This window comes from Peribacillus sp. YIM B13482 (genome assembly GCF_042787975.1).
Taxonomy (GTDB): Bacteria; Bacillota; Bacilli; order Bacillales; family DSM-1321; genus Peribacillus; species Peribacillus simplex_A.
This window is the reverse complement of the sequence record NZ_JBHZPF010000051.1, coordinates 1-18,240: the sequence shown is the minus strand read 5'-3', so window position 1 is coordinate 18,240 and position 18,240 is coordinate 1. Positions and strand designations below refer to the sequence as shown.

General features: G+C 38.2%; 16 protein-coding genes and 1 pseudogene. 15 read left to right on the top strand and 2 right to left on the bottom strand.

Features of this window, described 5'->3' with window-relative positions; translation table 11 throughout:
• The first annotated feature begins 1,021 nt into the window (after positions 1–1,021).
• The 9 genes from ACFX4L_RS20155 (at position 1,022) to spoVK (ending at position 11,031) form a co-directional block, all read left to right on the top strand.
• Positions 1,022–1,477, top strand: a complete 456-nt coding sequence (locus tag ACFX4L_RS20155; protein WP_377385909.1) for an SMI1/KNR4 family protein — start codon at positions 1,022–1,024, stop codon at positions 1,475–1,477.
• Positions 1,478–1,610: 133 nt separating this feature from the next.
• Complete coding sequence (locus tag ACFX4L_RS20150; RefSeq protein WP_284471230.1) at positions 1,611–2,318, top strand: response regulator transcription factor; 708 nt, start codon at positions 1,611–1,613, stop codon at positions 2,316–2,318.
• Positions 2,315–3,376 (top strand): sensor histidine kinase, encoded by a 1,062-nt coding sequence (locus ACFX4L_RS20145; protein ID WP_377406007.1) that lies wholly within the window; start codon positions 2,315–2,317, stop codon positions 3,374–3,376. Before ACFX4L_RS20150 ends, ACFX4L_RS20145 begins: the two co-directional genes overlap by 4 nt.
• 103 nt (positions 3,377–3,479) lie before the next feature.
• Positions 3,480–4,256 (top strand): ABC transporter ATP-binding protein, encoded by a 777-nt coding sequence (locus tag ACFX4L_RS20140; protein WP_377385918.1) that lies wholly within the window; start codon positions 3,480–3,482, stop codon positions 4,254–4,256.
• Positions 4,234–6,171: an FtsX-like permease family protein gene (locus ACFX4L_RS20135; RefSeq protein WP_284471227.1), complete on the top strand. Its 1,938-nt coding sequence runs from the start codon at positions 4,234–4,236 to the stop codon at positions 6,169–6,171. The genes ACFX4L_RS20140 and ACFX4L_RS20135 overlap by 23 nt, the downstream gene beginning before the upstream one ends.
• 556 nt (positions 6,172–6,727) lie before the next feature.
• Entirely contained in the window at positions 6,728–8,059 is a 1,332-nt protein-coding gene (locus tag ACFX4L_RS20130) for an ATP-binding protein (RefSeq protein WP_377406005.1), read from the top strand.
• 453 nt (positions 8,060–8,512) lie between these two features.
• Positions 8,513–9,433 carry a tRNA (adenosine(37)-N6)-dimethylallyltransferase MiaA gene (miaA, locus tag ACFX4L_RS20125; protein WP_377406016.1) on the top strand — a complete coding sequence of 307 codons (921 nt, stop codon included), beginning with the start codon at positions 8,513–8,515 and terminating at the stop codon, positions 9,431–9,433.
• Between the two features lie 3 nt (positions 9,434–9,436).
• A complete protein-coding gene (hfq, locus tag ACFX4L_RS20120) occupies positions 9,437–9,670 on the top strand; it encodes an RNA chaperone Hfq (RefSeq protein WP_034313436.1) in 234 nt (77 codons plus the stop codon).
• A gap of 404 nt (positions 9,671–10,074) precedes the next feature.
• Positions 10,075–11,031: a stage V sporulation protein K gene (gene spoVK, locus ACFX4L_RS20115; RefSeq protein ID WP_061466029.1), complete on the top strand. Its 957-nt coding sequence runs from the start codon at positions 10,075–10,077 to the stop codon at positions 11,029–11,031.
• Positions 11,032–11,068: 37 nt separating this feature from the next.
• Here spoVK and ACFX4L_RS20110 read toward each other — a convergent pair whose 3' ends face one another.
• Positions 11,069–11,677, bottom strand: a complete 609-nt coding sequence (locus ACFX4L_RS20110) for a trimeric intracellular cation channel family protein (protein ID WP_061462500.1) — start codon at positions 11,675–11,677, stop codon at positions 11,069–11,071.
• Between the two features lie 164 nt (positions 11,678–11,841).
• Between ACFX4L_RS20110 and hflX the strand changes: the two genes are divergently transcribed.
• The 4 genes from hflX to glnA all read left to right on the top strand — a co-directional run bounded on the left by hflX (position 11,842) and on the right by glnA (position 16,348).
• Positions 11,842–13,095, top strand: coding sequence for a GTPase HflX (gene hflX, locus ACFX4L_RS20105; RefSeq protein ID WP_377406002.1), 1,254 nt, complete (start codon positions 11,842–11,844; stop codon positions 13,093–13,095).
• Positions 13,096–13,107: 12 nt separating this feature from the next.
• Positions 13,108–14,376: a methionine gamma-lyase family protein gene (locus ACFX4L_RS20100; RefSeq protein ID WP_377406000.1), complete on the top strand. Its 1,269-nt coding sequence runs from the start codon at positions 13,108–13,110 to the stop codon at positions 14,374–14,376.
• 195 nt (positions 14,377–14,571) lie between these two features.
• On the top strand, positions 14,572–14,973 hold the full coding sequence (locus ACFX4L_RS20095) for a MerR family transcriptional regulator (RefSeq protein ID WP_061462503.1): 402 nt from the start codon (positions 14,572–14,574) through the stop codon (positions 14,971–14,973).
• Positions 14,974–15,013: 40 nt separating this feature from the next.
• Positions 15,014–16,348, top strand: coding sequence for a type I glutamate--ammonia ligase (gene glnA, locus ACFX4L_RS20090; protein ID WP_377385934.1), 1,335 nt, complete (start codon positions 15,014–15,016; stop codon positions 16,346–16,348).
• Between the two features lie 109 nt (positions 16,349–16,457).
• Here glnA and ACFX4L_RS20085 read toward each other — a convergent pair whose 3' ends face one another.
• Entirely contained in the window at positions 16,458–16,793 is a 336-nt protein-coding gene (locus ACFX4L_RS20085; protein WP_377405998.1) for a tyrosine-type recombinase/integrase, read from the bottom strand.
• A gap of 123 nt (positions 16,794–16,916) precedes the next feature.
• Here ACFX4L_RS20085 and ACFX4L_RS20080 point away from each other — a divergent pair.
• A pseudogene (locus ACFX4L_RS20080) lies at positions 16,917–17,273 on the top strand (replicative DNA helicase); the annotation flags it as partial.
• Positions 17,274–17,477: 204 nt separating this feature from the next.
• A complete protein-coding gene (locus ACFX4L_RS20075) occupies positions 17,478–17,912 on the top strand; it encodes a hypothetical protein (protein WP_377385939.1) in 435 nt (144 codons plus the stop codon).
• The last annotated feature ends 328 nt before the right edge of the window (positions 17,913–18,240 follow it).

Here is an 18,240-nt window from a genome sequence, read left to right as displayed (position 1 = left end):
GGTAGAACGCAGGATGTTAAAGATCCGTGGAGAGAATATTGAAATATCTTCTAGGTATAGTGAGAAATATAGTAAATGGAATTGTACTGCTAAACTTCCCAACAGTTCCATAATAGCCTATTGTCGTGATAAGAATAAGCTTCGTGCTGAAACAGTTTCTATGAGCAGATTATTAATTACTTATGATGACTATAAAATTGTATGAGATGTAGTGGAATCAGCCGACCAAAAAAAAGGCGCACAACCTCGAAGATGATGGTTGGGTGCCTTTTTTTATTGTATCCAAGATGGTGTATCCCCGTATCGCCGGTATGGAAATAAATATTTTGCAGAACAGGTATTTGGAGATAGCTTTCGATTAGTCTCGATATCATGCCACATGCGATACTGCAATTTTGCTGTTACTTCGATCTAAAATATTAAAACGTCTATCCAAATCGATTATTTTACATTCCTTTTATCCAAAGTTTTAAATAACCATCAATTTTGATATCTTAAACTCAAATCTCATTTAATTTTAATAGCCCAAGTGTATAGTAGAAATATTTATCCTTTTCCTTGTTATTGTATACTAGTATTTATATACAAACCTCTTCTATTTTTCCCTTTTGGGACATAAGCTTTCAAATCACCATTTTGCCTTCTACCCTTTTTTTGCGAATTTTTAGTGAAGGGAAAATCCCTTTTTTTTAAAAGCTATTTTCTTAAGTGGAGATGATTGCAACAAAATTGTCGAAAAATATATCAGAAAATACTGAAAAGGAAAGTAAATTTATGTTAATGTATTTAAAAAGTGTCATTTTTTTAGTCCTGAGGAATAATTTGTTTTTCAGGAATCTCCATTTAAAAAATCGTTTAGATTGTAATGGAGTCAAAGTTCCATTTGGCTAAGGGAATATAAATAAAAACCTTGCCTTTTTATTACAGCAATCAGCAAGTGAATAAGACTTACAGAATAAGATCACCTGGTGGTGAATTGATTTTGTATGTTGCTACAATAATCTGAAATGGAGTTGGTAGAATGGTGAATATTACTGGATATGGTAAAGCGACACAAAAAGCAGTGAATAATTTTGAGGAATTTGTGGGTTTTGAAATCCCTGCAGATTATAAACAATTTCTCCTCAAGCATAATGGCGGCATAACTGCGGTGCAAAACAGTAAGTTTTATGTAGATGCATTAGACACACTCGTTTGCTTAAATGTCCTTTATGGATTAGATCTTCAGGATAAAGAACTGGATTTACAGAAATGGCATGAAGAAAACAGGGAAGACTTACATAAGAATTGCATTATAATAGGTAATGATACGTGTGCAGGTAAAATTTTACTGATAAATAACGAAGTGGAAAAGGGAGTCTACTTCTGGGATCAGGGGTGGTATTCGGATCCATCAGGCCAGGATGAAAATATTTATAAAGTTGCAGAGAGTTTTCAATCCTTCATTGAGGGATTGAAAATCCCGGAAGAAATCTAATTTTATTTGCATCCCCTTGATTGGCTCAGGCCATTCAAGGTTTTTTATTGTAAATTCAAAAGCAGATTGATATGGGACGGAAATTATATGTAAGAGTGATAGTAAGCATTGTTATTTTAAAGAGGAGGAAAAGATGTATAAAATCTTTTTGGTTGAAGACGATGTCAAGATAGCTGGGAGCTTGGTAAATTATTTAAAAAGGTATGGGTATGAGGTTTTTGAAGTAAAGCAATTGGACCAAGTCTTTGCGGAGTTTCAAGAGATAAGGCCGGATTTGGTTTTATTGGATATTAATCTTCCATATTATGATGGTTTCCATTGGTGCCGACTAATGAGGACGGTTTCAAAGGTTCCCATCATTTTTATATCTGCAAGGACAGATGAAATGAACCCAGTCATGGCCATTGAATATGGGGGAGATGATTATTTAACAAAACCATTTCATTTGGAAGTGGTGCTAGCGAAAATAAAGAGTGCCCTTCGCAGGGTTTATGGTGAATATGCAGAAATATCTTCATTTCACCAACAAGTAAAGCAAATGGACGGATTAACCCTTTATACGGAAAAAGCGATGATTGTATTTCAACACAATCAGGTAACGTTAACGCAAAATGAGTTAAAATTATTGAGTTGTTTACTACGACAGTATGACACAATTGTCTCCCGTGAAGATTTACTTGAAGCCCTATGGAATGATGATTCATTTGTTGATGACAATACTTTGACTGTCAATGTCACTAGAGTACGGAGAAAACTAGAGGATATTGGCGTCAAGCATGCCATAACAACCAGCAGGGGAAAAGGATATCGACTAAAAATAGTGCAAGGTGAAGAAAAGTGAAGCTAAAATCCTTTATTATAGACCGTCTTTATTTTATATTTTATACCGTTCTATTGGTAAGCCTGCTTATTATTGCTTATGCATTAGCCGTTTTGGAAGCGGGGAATCACATATCGATTTCAAATATCTTCTATTTAATTATTCTCACGTTGTTTATGTTGCTTCTATTTTTAGCGGTCGATTACATAAGGCACTACCGTTTTTTGAATCAATTAGCAAGGATGAAGCAAGAACCGAGCTTGTCGTTTGAATATATCGAAGCCTTTAGGGCCCCCCTGTCAAATGAACAAAAGTTGTGGATGGAGCTTTTTCAACAAATGAACAAAGTAACAATTGGACAATTACAAGAACAAATCAAACAGAAGGAGCAATATGAGCTGTTGATTCATCATTGGGTTCATCAAATGAAGACACCTGTTTCAGTCATTTCCTTATTGATTCAAGAAGGCAGAAGGACATTTTCGAATGGGCCGATGAAGGGTTATCTTAAAGAGATAGAAGAAGAAAATGATCGATTTCGCAGAGGACTGGAAATTATATTGCATGGAGCAAGGCTGCAGCGTTTTTCGGAGGATGTAAAATCGGAGCGGGTTGACTTAATTAATCTAGTCAAGCAAGTGATTAACGAGGAAAAAAAACAGTTCATCAAACGGTTCATATACCCCAAGCTTGATACGGAGCTTGAGAATTTATATGTGCATTCGGATCATAAGTGGCTTCACTTCGCCATTAGTCAGGTGGTCTTTAATGCACTGAAGTATTCAAGGCAGGAAGAGCATGACAGCATAACGTTCAACATTGTTGAAAAAGAGTCGGAGATTTTCCTAAGGATAACAGATCAGGGAATTGGAATTGTCCCACATGATGTAAAACGAGTGTTTGATCCTTTTTTTACTGGAGAGAACGGGCGAGTTCAACAAGAGTCAACCGGAATGGGACTATATCTAGTGAAGGAAATCGTTAACAGGCTTGGGCATGGCGTTACCATTCAATCGACTGTATCCGAAGGGACTACTGTGGAATTTCTCTTTAAGACAAATACCCTGCATGAAAGGTGACAGAATTGTAAGGGTGTTAAAGCGGTATGTAATAAACTTCGATGGGAGCCTCCCGCTTTATTCATTATACTTACGGTAAGAGTAAGAAAGGGAGGTATTCAGGATGTCGATTTTAAAAGCGGAACAACTATCCAAAACTTATTTTCAAAAGCAGGGGAATTTATTTCATAAAGCGTTACATAATTTCACCATGAATGTACAGAAAGGGGAGTTTGTCGGAGTGATGGGTCCATCAGGCAGCGGGAAAACCACGCTGCTTAACTTAATGGCCACGATTGATAAGCCCACCACAGGTAAAGTCATTCTAAATGATCAAAACCCTAATGAATTAAACAATCAGGACCTGGCTTTGTTTCGCAGGAGGGAAATTGGATTTGTTTTTCAAGACTTCAACCTTCTTGATACACTTACCGTTCGCGAAAATATCCTCCTTCCTTTAGCGTTAGATCATTATAAACTGCAGGAAATGGAAAATAGGGTAAATCAATTGGCGAACCTTCTTGGTATAGAAGGGATTTTAGAAAAGCGGACTTTTGAAATTTCCGGAGGTCAGCAGCAACGAACGGCTTGTGCAAGAGCGATGATCCATGAACCTTCCATTATTTTAGCGGATGAACCTACTGGTAATTTGGATTCCAAATCTGCCAAGCAGGTAATGGATACCCTCACGACACTTCAGGAGAAAAAGGGAGCAACCATCCTCATGGTCACTCATGACCCGACTGCCGCCAGCTTCTGTGACCGGGTTCTATTCATAAAGGATGGCAAGTTCTTTTCGGAGGTTCATAGCGGAGGGGAGAGACAGAGCTTCCATAAAAGGATTTTAGATACGTTAAGCGTTTTGGGAGGAGTCTATCATGAACATCCGACTTCTCGCTAAGAGAAATATCCAAGGAAATGCACAACGTTATCTAGCATATTTTTTTAGTATTGTCCTTTCCGTCTCAATCTTTTTTATTTACGCATCATTTATCTTTCATCCTGATGTGGTCCATGCGAATATCCCTGGGGGACAGCTAATCAGTAGGGGGCTCATTGCAGCAGAAATAGTAATCATCATATTTTCGGTTTTCTTTATCGCTTATTCGAATGCCGCATTTATACAGCCGCGAAAAAAAGAGTTTGGGCTGCTGACACTGCTTGGAATGTCCAAATCCCAACTAAGAAAACTGATTTACCTGGAGCAAACGATGGTTTCCCTCATATCCATCCTGATCGGAGTAGGCTTGGGGTTTTTGTTCTCAAAATTATTCTTAATGGCAGTTTCTTGGTTATTGGCTGTAGAGCAACCAATTTCATTTGTCTTTGTCCCTGAGGCCTTTGTTTATACGATTGTTGGTTTCATTTTGCTATTTCAGCTATTATCGCTCCTTTCATTGTTCCACATTGGAAATGCAGAGGTTGTCGATTTACTAAAAGATAAACAAAAACCAAAAAAGACGCCCTTCGTTTCAAAGTGGTTAATTGCATTATCAGCAGTTTGCTTAAGCATTTCTTATTATTTGGCAGGCACGATGTCATTGAACAATTCTTATAGAGTAATGCCCATTTTATTCTTCGTACTGATCGGCACCTATTTTTTATTCAGCCAAAGTATTGTCGCTCTATGCAGCAGGCTTTATCGGAAGAAGAAAAGCTTATATGGTGGAACGAATTTAATTACTCAAACAAACCTGATATTTAATATTAAGGATTATTCCAGGTTATTCTTTTTGACCTCGATCATTACAGCCGTCATTTTGACAGCTGCAGGAACACTTTTCATGTTCAGTGCAGATTTAAAAAAGCAAGGGATGGATAACATTCCTCAATCAATTGGCTGGGTTGAAAATGACGCTTCTATTTATTCCGTTATTGAACCATCCGAGGTAGAGAAAATATTAAAGGAAGATGGATTCAAGATCCTTTACGAAGTAAATATGACAGGTGTCCCCATTATCCACATGTTACCCGATATGAGAACGGGAGAATCTAATGAAAATAGGTCATTGTTAATCTCGGAAAGTGATTATAATAATGCGGCTGCATTGCGAAAAATCGATCCAGCAAAATTATCTGGAAAAGAAGCATTATACATTTTTCCTTATGGAGGACTGGATTATCAATTCGCCCAAAAGGGAGAACAAAAGGAGCTTCACTATGGTAAACAAACCATACAGGTAACAATGATTGGTCAGCGCAATCAATCGATAGTCGCACCCATAAAATCAGCAACGACCCTGATGGTGATCGATGATCAGCTGTATCATGAAATAACTGCTAATGTGCCTTTAAAAGAGATGGTAAGAGTACGTGGGTATGAAATTAAAGATTGGGAAGAATCAATGGAGACATCTAGTAAAATCGAAAAAATGTCTAATAATCCTGCCCATAATCAATTGCAAACAAGAGCTCCGATTTATCAAGAAATGAAACAGGGAAGCATTTTGATCCTTTTTATCGGCTTGTTTGTCAGTTTATTATTCTTTATCGTCCAAGGAAGCATGATGTATCTGCGAGTTTTTACGAATTTAGAAGATAAAAAAATCCAAATTCATGCCCTACATCGACTGGGACTGACAAAAAAAGAAATACGGCAAATTTTAAGTGCGGAAATACGCATCCTCTTTTTCGCTCCTTTTCTGATAGGGATGATTCATGCCATAATCGCCTACGTGGCATTAAGCAATTTATTGGGATCCAACTTGTTCGTCTATTCTGCTATGGTCATCGGAACGTATTTTCTTTTTCAACTGCTATATTATCAAGTAACAAAAAAGATGTATGAGCGGGCAGTCATCAATTCGATTAAATAAAAGCTATATGTAAATGGAGTCAGGGGGCCCTGATTCCATTTTTTTGTATTAATGTCTCGTTAAAATGCCGTTTTCCTTAATGGTAAATTAGTTAATACGTACTATTGCAAGGGGAGTGATCCGCTTTTTTCATGAAACTGAATGGCATCTGAATAAAAATATGAATTTTGTTTAGATTTTATAGATTAAACCTTTACATTCTTGTAATATTTTCATATAAAGGGTAAAATTATTTATTTCAAGGCTAATATATTGAAATCAGCATCTGTTCTTTTTTTCGTGTTCTTATATAAAGTTATATTAATATAATAAATATATGGTAATAAAATGTTTTGCTAGAAATATTAAGTATTTAATTTAGCTTAAATTAAAATTTAAAAAGTTAAGGATCAAAAAAGAAGTGGATAATATGTTAATTAATTGATTAAATATAGTTCTGTATACCTATGTTTATTGTGAATATTGGATTCTTTTCTATTACTTTTCCCCTTTATATAGTAAACTCATAAAAGGTTCGTTAACTTTTAGCTGCTAGAGACGAGGTAAGTTTAATCCTATGAAAAATAAAAAGTTAAGGGCATTTCTTTATTTGACCATTCTTTTATTAATTGTCTTCATTCTTCTAAATATGTTTTCTACTTATTTAAGCATTAAAAATTCTGTGCAAAAATCCGTTGCTAATCAAAACTTGGTAACTGCCAGGTCTATTGCCGACTCAATGGATTTAGAGGCATATCAACGATTTCTTAATAACCAAGTAAATAGCCAGGAATATATGGATATAAAAGCTTATTTAGAGGATGCCCGTGAAAAAATCGGGGCATTGTATGTTTATACCATCATGGTTGATAATCCGAGAGTATCTAAAGCTATGATTACGGGATTTTCTAAAGATCATAAAGGGGATTTTCCTATCGGTGGTGTATGTACTGTTCCGTCGGAGCAGGTCGAACAGGCGTATGAAGGTAAAAGCTTTATTACCGGGATTCTGGAAGATCCGGAATATGGGGAGTATTTGACTGTGGGAGTGCCAATAAAAAATCAAGATGGCACCATTATTGGTTTTTTGGGCATTGATGTGAGTGCAGAGGATATTAATGCCATTAACGGAAAGGTATTGAAAAGCAGCATCGCCATCCTTGTTTATAACGGGGGATTTGTCATCATGTTGCTATTTACCTTTTTTGTCATTCAAAAATGGTATCAAAAAGAACTGACACGTGAAGTGGGGGATACGGAAGATACATATCAATCGGAATTTCAATCGCTCATTGCTTCAGTCCGCTCATTAAGGCATGATTTTTCCAATCATATTCAGGTGATACATGGACTGCTTAAATTAGGGGAGAACGCAAAAGCACTCGATTATTTAACTGGCCTTTCAAAAGAAGTGCATTCGATAGAATCGATGAAATTGGATGTGATTCATCCGGGCTTATCTGTCCTATTAGAGACAAAAAGGCTATCGGCACAGAATTATAACATCGATATAGAAATTGATGTTTCACCCAAATCTTTCAATCGGGTCAAAACAATCGATTTGATAAAATTATTATCCAATGTTATCGATAATGCAATTGAAGCAACAATTGAATTGCCCGAGCAAGAACGCCGAATGAATATTGCATGTAACGCTGATGATCAAAAGTATACGTTTATGGTCACGAACACCGGGCCAATGATTTCCACTTTAGATCAGGAGAATATATTCACCAGCGGATTTTCAACAAAAAAGGCACAAAAGGGTAAAGTTCGCGGACAAGGATTGTTCATCGTTAAAGACTTAGTGAACAGATATGATGGAGAGATTCATGTACAATCCACTGAAAAAGCAACGACCGTTACGATGACGATACCCGTAAATGGAAGAATGTGCTGTGAACTGTAAATCAAAAGGGAAGCGCAATGATAAAGAAGGTATGATTCCTCAAAATGCAGAAGGAATCATACCCTTTTTTAGTTATTTTTGATTATCTTGTATTTTGTTGAAAGGCCTTTATCATGCTTATTTTTCTCCATTAGTCCCAGCCGTTTCGCTATTACTTGGTCTAATGCGGCAAATGGAACTGGGGACTTCATCTATATTATGGCTGATCTATATGGATAAATGAAGGGATAATGGTCACAATCGAATGTGAATAAAGGGATTTCAAGATGACGATTATTCCGGGAAAAGAGGTGAATAAAAGAATCTGAATTGGACATAATGGGTAGATGTTTAGCTGCTTTCATCGAGATTATGATAAGATAGGAAAAAATCATATAAGGCAGTGAGAATGTGAAACAACAAAAAGGAAAACTTCTCGTTATCATTGGACCGACTGCTGTTGGCAAGACTAAGATGAGCATTGAGATGGCAAAGTTATTTAATGGTGAAATTATCAGCGGAGATTCGATGCAGGTTTATAAAGGGATGGATATTGGGACTGCAAAAATCAAAAGAGAAGAAACAGAAGGGGTTCCCCATTATTTAATTGATATTAAGGACCCTGATGAACCATTTAGTGCAGCAGAGTTCCAGGAGCGCGCTAATGCTTGTATCGGGGATATCCAGAGCAGAGGTAAACTCCCAATTATCGTCGGTGGAACAGGATTATACATACAATCGGTCATCCATGATTATCAATTTTCGGAAGCACCATCAGACCCTGTTTATAGGGATGGACTCGAAAAACAGGTAAGGGAGTTTGGAATCGATCCAGTTTTTGAACAATTACGCAGCATTGACCCAGAAAGCGCGAATCGGATTCATCCTAATAATGTTAGAAGGGTGATCAGAGCACTTGAGATTTATCATTGTACAGGTAAAACGATGAGTGAGCAGCTGAGTGAACAGCCTACTGAATTTAAATATGATACATGCATCATTGGATTGACAATGGAACGTGAGAAGTTGTACCGACGTATCGATCAACGTGTTGATGGGATGGTAGAAGAAGGACTGATTCAAGAGGTGGAGTCCTTTTACGAAAAAGGTTTGAGGGATTGCCAATCAATCCAGGCTATAGGCTATAAAGAAATCTATGATTTTTTTGATGGAAAAGCTTCATTGGATGAAGCGGTTGAGACTTTAAAGCAAAACTCCCGTAGATATGCAAAAAGGCAATTGACTTGGTTTCGGAATAAAATGGATGTAAATTGGTTTAATATGACCGATCTCGAGGGTTTTCCAAAAAAAATACATGAAATATCTGGATTTATTGCAGGAAAGCTTTTCAATGAAGGCGAATACATAAATTTAGAGAGAAAAGAGGAGGACTAATACATGAAACAATCAGTAAATATTCAAGATCAGTTTCTTAATCAATTACGGAAAGATGGTACGTATGTGACGGTATTTTTATTAAACGGGTTCCAGATTAGAGGACAAGTAAAAGGGTTCGATAATTTTACCGTTTTATTTGAATCAGAGGGCAAACAGCAGTTAGTCTATAAACATGCGATTTCTACATTCGCTCCACAGCGTAATGTTCAGATTGATTACGAAGTGAAGGAATAATCATATATATGAATGTGAAAAACAGGTTTCGCTTATTGCGACCTGTTTTTTTGTATGTACGGTACGTTTCTTTTTCAAAGAATCGATAATTTTACGTACCTGTTTTGAATATATATAAGGGACGGATTATTTTCCGGGAAACCGCAGGAAATGACAATCCCACATAAATAATTGGTGGATGGGAATGAAACTTGTCGTAAAAAACCTCTTAGGAAAAAATCCTGTCAGAATAAGTCGCCGTTAGAAAAGGAATATGGCTAATTAAACTGAAATCTTTGGTATTCACAAAAAGAAATAATGAATTTTCCGATGGGGAAGTTTTGGCTATGTTACATATGCCTATTACCATCATAAATCTAATGGAAATTGTGGAGTAAGGGGTCCAAGATGGAGAGGTGAATGCATTGGAACAACCGATCCGTATGAAAAATAACGGGCAAATTAATATTGTGTTTAATGCGGAAAACAGAAAAGCGCTACAAAAGGATCTGCCGATAAAAGAAATTTTGGTGCAAGAAATCCCCCACCAGCATGTAGCGTTGAAAGAGATTGAAGATGACCTGAAATCGCTGGTCGGAATGGAAGAAATGAAACGGATGATAAAAGAAATATATGCCTGGATTTACATCAATAAACAACGTGAGGAAAAGGGGCTGAAGACAGGCCGGCAAGCGCTGCATATGATGTTTAAAGGAAATCCCGGAACTGGGAAAACAACGGTTGCACGTTTAATAGGTAAGTTGTTTCAAAAAATGAATGTACTATCGAAAGGGCATTTAATTGAAGCGGAGAGGGCAGATTTGGTCGGGGAATACATTGGTCATACTGCCCAAAAGACAAGGGATTTAATTAAAAAGGCCATTGGCGGGATCTTATTTATTGATGAAGCCTATTCCTTGGGAAGGGGCGGCGAAAAGGATTTTGGTAAAGAAGCCATAGATACGCTTGTCAAGCATATGGAGGATCGTCAACACGAATTCATTTTGATCCTTGCTGGATATTCAAGGGAAATGGATTATTTCCTTAGCCTAAATCCTGGGCTACATTCCAGGTTCCCGCTTGTTGTTGACTTTCCGGATTATACGATTGATCAGTTAATGGAAATAGCCGATCGGATGCTGCAGGAAAGGGAATATCTAATGAATCGGGAGGCCGAAAGGAAATTAAAAGAACATTTAATCATATTACGTTCATTCCGGGGGCCTATTTCATTTTCTAACGGACGTTATATCCGAAATGTTCTTGAAAAGTCGATCAGGGCACAGGCGATGCGGCTTTTACTGGAGGATTCGTTTGAAAAAGCCGATTTACTGACCCTAACCAGCCAAGATTTGATTTTTGAGGATGATGAGAAAGAATGACATGGAAAAGCCCACCAAAATGGCGGGCTTTTCAAATTTATGTTTTAGGCACCCATTTTTTATTAGGGAGATGCCAATTATTAGTGTAAGAAAGGACTCGCAATATCGTAATGACAGCGAAGAGCGAATAAAGCTGCCAAGACTGGGATAATACACCACTGCCTAAAACCAAGCCTGTTATGATGGCCCATACTACGTAGATTTCTTTTCTGAAGACCAATGGCTTTCTTCCGGCCAGTACGTCACGAAGTATCCCGCCTCCGCACCCGGTTAATGCCGCAGATACAATGATGGCACTCATTGGATGATTAAGTTCCACTGCATACATCGCGCCTTGGATGGCAAAGGCAGAAAGGCCAATGGCATCACTGAGGTTTCCCCATCTTTTCCAGTGTCTTGAAAGGTTTGTAGGGAATACAAAAACGATGGTGATGGATACTATAGCGATGGCAAAATAGAAACTTTGATCCCATAATGTTGAAACGGGGACACCAATCAGCAGGTTCCGAATTGCCCCTCCGCCAAAAGCGGTTATGATTCCTAAAATATAAACTCCTAAAATATCATACTCTTCTTCCATGGCAATGATGGTTCCGCTAATGGCGAATGCAATCGTACCTATTATGCTTAATACTTCCCATGTCATATGAATTCCCTCTATGTCTTTTCGATTTTGATGGTAAAGTCAAATTTGATTTTAGCATGTTATCGGAATTTTTAAAACGGTAAAAGCTTTGTTTTTAGGAAATTTTTATATAGTCAATTTTTTTGTTATGATTAACTGAAATCTTCAAGAAGGTGGTGCATGATTTGGAAGAATCATCAAAGGAAACGGCCGTGTTGATTGGGTGTCAAACAACAGAGCCTACTGAACGTTTTGAATATTCACTCGATGAGCTGGCTTCATTGGCGAAGACGGCGAATGGTGAGGTGTTAATGACCATCACCCAGAAAAGGGAAAGCGTCGATCCAGCTACATATATAGGAAAAGGAAAAGTGGAGGAGCTTCGAAATCTGGAAGAGGAACTTGAGCCGGATTTATTTATCTTTAATGATGAACTATCCCCGAGCCAGATTCGGAACCTTTCGAAACAATTGGAGGCAAGGATCATTGACCGGACACAGCTTATATTAGATATATTTGCTCAGCGGGCGCGTTCCAGGGAAGGGAAGCTGCAGGTTGAACTTGCTCAGCTCCAATATTTATTACCGCGTTTGGTCGGACAGGGAACCGCAATGTCCAGGCTTGGAGGCGGTATCGGAACCAGGGGCCCTGGAGAAACGAAGCTGGAAAGCGACCGTCGCCACATTCGTGGGAAAATAGATGAAATCAAGCAACAATTAAGTGGCATTGTCAAGCATCGTGAACGCTATCGTGATAGAAGGAAACGTAATAAGACCTTTCAAATTGCCCTTGTGGGATACACGAATGCAGGTAAATCGACGCTGTTCAACCGTTTGACGGAGGCGGATTCATTCGAAGAGAACCAGTTGTTCGCTACACTGGATCCCATGACACGAAAAGCCATTCTTCCCAGCGGATTTACCGTGCTGCTGACGGATACGGTAGGATTCATTCAAGATTTGCCGACATCTTTAATCGCCGCATTCCGCTCGACTCTAGAAGAGGTGAAAGAAGCTGACCTGTTGCTCCATGTGGTCGATTCCTCAAGTACAGATTACTTTAATCATCAGAAAACGGTGCAGGATTTGCTAAATGACTTAGAAGTCCCTTCCATTCCACAGCTAACATTGTATAATAAGAAAGATCGGATTCATGCTGATTTTGTAAGGTCATCCAGTCATGCTTCATTAATGATCAGTGCCTATGAACAATCGGACTTGAATCAAATCATGGAAGAAATTGAAAAATACGTGATTGAAGAAATGGTCCCGTATTATGTTTTCCTGCCATCGAGTGAGGGTAAACTATTATCACAGCTGAAAAATGAAACCATATTGCGCACTCTCTTCTTTAATGAAGAATCGGAAAGATATGAATGCAAAGGTTTTTGTCTAGCTGATCATCCATTAACCGGGCAGCTTGAGAAATATTCATTATAAAGGGGAAGTTTAATGTATCAGCAGTTAACAAATGGAGAAGTGTTGAAAAACATTGCCCAGGAAGTGGAAGCAATGATTTCTCCGTTACATAAGCAAGTGGACGAACGAATTGAAGAAAATCAATTTCGTGTATTACAAAGTTATCAAGCACATAGGGTGAGTGATTCCCATTTCATCCCGACAACAGGGTATGGATATGATGATATGGGCCGCGATACGCTTGAATTGATATATGCAGATGTTTTTGGTGCGGAAGCTGGATTGGTGCGCCCGCAAATTATTTCAGGCACACACGCCATCTCCACTGCCCTGTTCGGCATATTGCGCCCGGGTGATGAATTGTTATACATAACTGGAAAGCCGTATGATACTTTGGAAGAGATTGTCGGTATCAGGGGATCGGGTATCGGATCTTTGCGCGATTTTCAAATCAGCTATAAGGCCGTTCCATTAGAGGAAGCGGGATCCGTTGATTTCGACGCCGTTAAACAAGCCATTCAACCAAATACTAAGATGATCGGTATACAACGGTCAAAAGGGTATGCTACACGCCCTTCCTTTACGATTGAAGAGATTAAGGAAATGATTTCCTTTGTTAAAGCCATTAATCCGGAAATCGTCGTGTTCGTGGACAATTGCTATGGAGAGTTTGTTGAAACACTAGAACCATGTCATGTCGGAGCAGATTTAATGGCTGGTTCACTGATTAAAAACCCAGGTGGCGGGATAGTGAAAACCGGTGGATATATTGTTGGTAAAAAGGGCCTTGTTGAAGCGTGCTCTTATCGATTAACATCACCTGGAATAGGGGCTGAAGCAGGTGCTTCCCTTTATAGTCTGCAGGAAATGTACCAAGGTTTCTTCCTTGCACCGCATGTCGTGGGCCAAGCTGTAAAAGGAGCCATGTTCACAGCTGCGTTTTTAGAAAAAATCGGTATGAATACATATCCTAAATGGGATGCGAAGCGTACAGATTTGATTCAATCTGTTCAATTTGATGACCGGGATAAAATGGTTGCCTTCTGTCAAGCCATCCAATATGCATCGCCAATCAATTCGCACGTGACACCATATCCTGCATATATGCCAGGATATGAAGACGATGTAATCATGGCTGCGGGCACCTTTATACAGGGAGCCAGCATTGAACTGACGGCAGATGGTCCAACAAGGGCTCCGTATGTTGCCTACGTTCAAGGCGGCTTGACCTATGCCCATGTTAAAATAGCAGTATTGACCGCTGTGAATGCATTGATGGATAAAAAACTGATTCAACTGTAAAAGAAAATATGTAATTTACGTAATGGGAGTCCAAATCAATGGATTCCTGCCATAAACAATAGTCGTAATATTTGAGTAGTTACAAATCATTTAACTCTTCTGAAAAAAATGACGTCATAAAATGTAACATCATATTGACATGTTTAATAACATGGTATATGATTATTTTAAGATAAACAAAGGAGGATGCTAAGAATGAGCGGCAACAACATTCGGCGTTCTATGCCTCTTTTTTCCATCGGAATCGTCATGCAGCTAACTGAGTTGTCTGCACGCCAAATTCGGTATTACGAAGAGCATCAACTTATTACTCCTATGAGAACAGATGGAAATCGTCGGGTTTTTTCTTTAAACGATATCGATCGACTGCTTGAGATTAAAGACTTAATCGAACAAGGAGTCAATCTGGCCGGCATAAAAAAAATTTTCACTGTAAAGGAACAGAATTTACCTACCCAAGATTTAGAACAAGCGGAAAAAATAAGACGTGACCTTAGTGATGAGGAGCTTCGCAAGCTTCTGCGTGCCGAGCTTTTACAAGGAAGTAAGCATCGAACATCTCTTCGACAAGGGGATATGTCTCGTTTTTTTCAATAAAAAATATGATTTTATGAATGATTATTAGGGGGAATAAAAATTGGCAAAATTCACACGTGAAGACATCACTCGTTTAGCGAAAGAAGAAAATGTTAAGTACATTCGTTTACAGTTTACCGACATTTTAGGGACGATTAAAAACGTTGAAATCCCAGTCAGTCAATTGGAAAAAGCACTTGATAATAAAATGATGTTTGACGGATCTTCCATTGAAGGCTTCGTCCGTATCGAAGAGTCTGATATGTACCTATTTCCTGATTTAAATACATGGGTTATCTTCCCTTGGACTTCCGAAAAAGGTAAAGTCGCACGTTTGATCTGTGATATTTACAATACGGATGGAACACCTTTTGATGGGGATCCCCGTGCTAATCTAAAACGTGTTCTTGCAGAAGCAAGAGAAATGGGCTTCACAGATTTCAATCTTGGACCTGAGCCTGAATTCTTCTTATTCAAACTGGACGCAGCAGGCGAGCCTACTCTAGAATTGAATGATAAAGGCGGATACTTTGACCTTGCACCTACTGACCTAGGAGAAAACTGCCGTCGTGATATCGTTCTTGAGCTTGAAGAAATGGGATTTGAAATTGAAGCATCCCACCATGAAGTAGCTCCAGGACAACATGAAATTGACTTTAAATATGCGGATGCAATCTCAGCATGTGATAACATCCAAACATTTAAATTGGTCGTAAAGACGATTGCCCGTAAACATGGTTTACACGCAACTTTCATGCCAAAGCCATTGTTCGGTGTTAATGGATCTGGTATGCACTGTAACGTTTCATTATTCAAAGGAAACCAAAATGCATTTTATGATACAGAAGGAAAATTGGAATTAAGTAAAACAGCTGAGCAATTTATCGCAGGTATCATTAAGCATGCTCCAAGCTTCACTGCGGTAACAAACCCTACTGTTAACTCATATAAACGTCTAGTTCCTGGTTACGAAGCTCCTTGTTATGTTGCATGGTCCGCTAAAAACCGCAGCCCATTAATTCGTATCCCAGCTTCACGCGGAGTGAGTACTCGCGTAGAGGTACGTAGTGTCGATCCAGCAGCAAACCCATACCTGGCACTTGCTGTTTTACTGAAAGCTGGACTTGACGGCATCAAAAACGACTTGACTCCTCCAGCTCCAGTTGATCGCAACATCTATGTTATGAATAAAGAAGAACGTGAAGAAGTAGGCATCGTTGATCTTCCAGCTACTTTATATGCTGCATTGGAGAAATTAAAAGCTGATGAAGTCATCAAATCAGCACTCGGTGAACACTTACTTGAACACTTCATCGAAGCAAAAGAAATCGAGTGGGATATGTTCCGTACACAAGTTCACCCATGGGAACGCGAACAATATATGTCAATGTATTAATAGTTTCAAAGCCTTGGTATTACTGAGTTTCTCAGTTACCAAGGCTTTTTTTATTTTTATAAAATGAAAGGGAACGGGATGGCTGACCACATTTTGACCACATTTCAAACTATTTCATATTCAACTGGGGATAATCCATGTAATTTGAATATCCGTCCACACTTTTTTCTTCGAGTTTTTTTGATACGTGAGCATAGACATCTGCTGTTGTTTGAATGGATTTATGTCCTAAACGTTCCTGCACATCTTTTAAACTGGCTCCAGATTCAAGAAGTAAAACGGCGTGGGAATGTCGTAAACCGTGGATGGTTATATGTTTTGTGATTCCGGCTTTTCTACAGATGCGATTAAATGCTCTGTGTAAGGTGGATTTTGAATAGGGGAGGCCATTCCCTCGTTCGAAAACAAGAGTTGTTTCTCTATGATATCTATCTGCCAATTTCAACTTTATTTCCTTTTGCTTAATGACATGAGGTGTTAACAGAGCGGCAAGGCTTTCGTCGATTAAAATTTTTCTATACGATGTCTGATGCGGTTAGAAGATAACTCGACTGACGATGATGACGGATCCATAAAGAATGATTTAGTTGCGGTCTACGATGAATTAGAAACGCCAAAAGGTGAAATTACCGTTATACCTACAGGGTTTACAGAATTAGATCGAATGACAGCCGGATTACAAAAACAAGACCTTATTGTAATCGCTGCCCGGCCATCTGTAGGAAAAACGGCATTTGCTTTGAACATTGCTGAGGAAGTAGCAAAACAGAAGAATCACGCAGTCGCAATCTTCTCCCTTGAAATGGGTAGAAAACAATTGTTAAAAAGAATGATTTCGAGCAACGGTAGAATCAATGCACAGCATATCCGAACGAGTAACCTTGTTGATAAGGATTGGGGAAAGCTAACGGGCGCAATACCATCATTCCTGGTCAAATTAAACTAAAGAAATTTGAACATCTTGAAACACACGAGCTCCCTCCGCATTGGCAAGACATAATAAAACAGAGAGCCCATTAAACAAGTTTAAGTCTGGCGAAATAATTTTAATAACAATAGAACTAATGTACCTCAATAATTGGACTATTTTCCTTAAATTTAGGAAAGATAATTTTGAGGTGAAGCTATTATGAAAGTGCTAACTTTATGGATTATTTCCATTACGATTTTGTTTTTTGGTTCAATTCAGGGATACGCTCAACCTAAAGAATGTCCTGTGTTAAGTAACTTAGAAAAAACATCCATCAAGGATAGAAACGAGGTAATTGAAGCATTAAATACTTTAATCCTAAAAACTTATGGAACTGGAATAGACGATTTTCCTGACATATATACTAAATGGAATGTAGTAACGGCCAAACCTTTTCCTAAAACAGTTGGTATTAAAGAAGAAGAAGCCTATTTTGGAATGGCAAAGACCTTTTGTGGTAAAGAAATTGCTGAGAAATCATGGCTTGTACGTTTAGATTTCTCAAAAGCACCTGGGGCTAACTTAGCCCAAGGTCAAATATTTTTAGCAAAAAGTAAAGAAAAGGGATGGTTTGTTTGGTTTCAATACCATTAAACTACTATTCCATATTTAACTAATGAGGCGTTAGTTGAAGAACCATTAATTGATTTTATAGCAAAGGACATATCTTAGTTACTCCGTTAAAGGGCGCTATTCCGAAGTAATCATAAAAGTCCATTTTCTTATTTTTAATGTTATTGAGAGAATGGGCTTTTTATATTTTTTCATAATCCAAAATAGCGCTTAAAATAGGTGCAAAATAACTCCTAAAGTGACACATGTAAATATAAGCATCCGAAAAAACTTGGACAGGTTACACTTAGTTGGACAATAAAAATAAGGGCATGTAGAATCATACACAATAAGTGAGGAGAATCTACTA

Coding starts and splice junctions, on each gene's coding strand:
- ACFX4L_RS20135 (WP_284471227.1), top strand. CDS start 4,234: ATGAACATCCGACTTCTCGCTAAGAGAAATATCCAAGGAAATGCACAA.
- ACFX4L_RS20150 (WP_284471230.1), top strand. CDS start 1,611: ATGTATAAAATCTTTTTGGTTGAAGACGATGTCAAGATAGCTGGGAGC.
- ACFX4L_RS20140 (WP_377385918.1), top strand. CDS start 3,480: ATGTCGATTTTAAAAGCGGAACAACTATCCAAAACTTATTTTCAAAAG.
- ACFX4L_RS20075 (WP_377385939.1), top strand. CDS start 17,478: ATGAAAGTGCTAACTTTATGGATTATTTCCATTACGATTTTGTTTTTT.
- ACFX4L_RS20110 (WP_061462500.1), bottom strand. CDS start 11,677: ATGACATGGGAAGTATTAAGCATAATAGGTACGATTGCATTCGCCATT.
- ACFX4L_RS20100 (WP_377406000.1), top strand. CDS start 13,108: ATGTATCAGCAGTTAACAAATGGAGAAGTGTTGAAAAACATTGCCCAG.
- ACFX4L_RS20130 (WP_377406005.1), top strand. CDS start 6,728: ATGAAAAATAAAAAGTTAAGGGCATTTCTTTATTTGACCATTCTTTTA.
- ACFX4L_RS20155 (WP_377385909.1), top strand. CDS start 1,022: ATGGTGAATATTACTGGATATGGTAAAGCGACACAAAAAGCAGTGAAT.
- miaA (WP_377406016.1), top strand. CDS start 8,513: ATGAGCATTGAGATGGCAAAGTTATTTAATGGTGAAATTATCAGCGGA.
- ACFX4L_RS20095 (WP_061462503.1), top strand. CDS start 14,572: ATGAGCGGCAACAACATTCGGCGTTCTATGCCTCTTTTTTCCATCGGA.
- hfq (WP_034313436.1), top strand. CDS start 9,437: ATGAAACAATCAGTAAATATTCAAGATCAGTTTCTTAATCAATTACGG.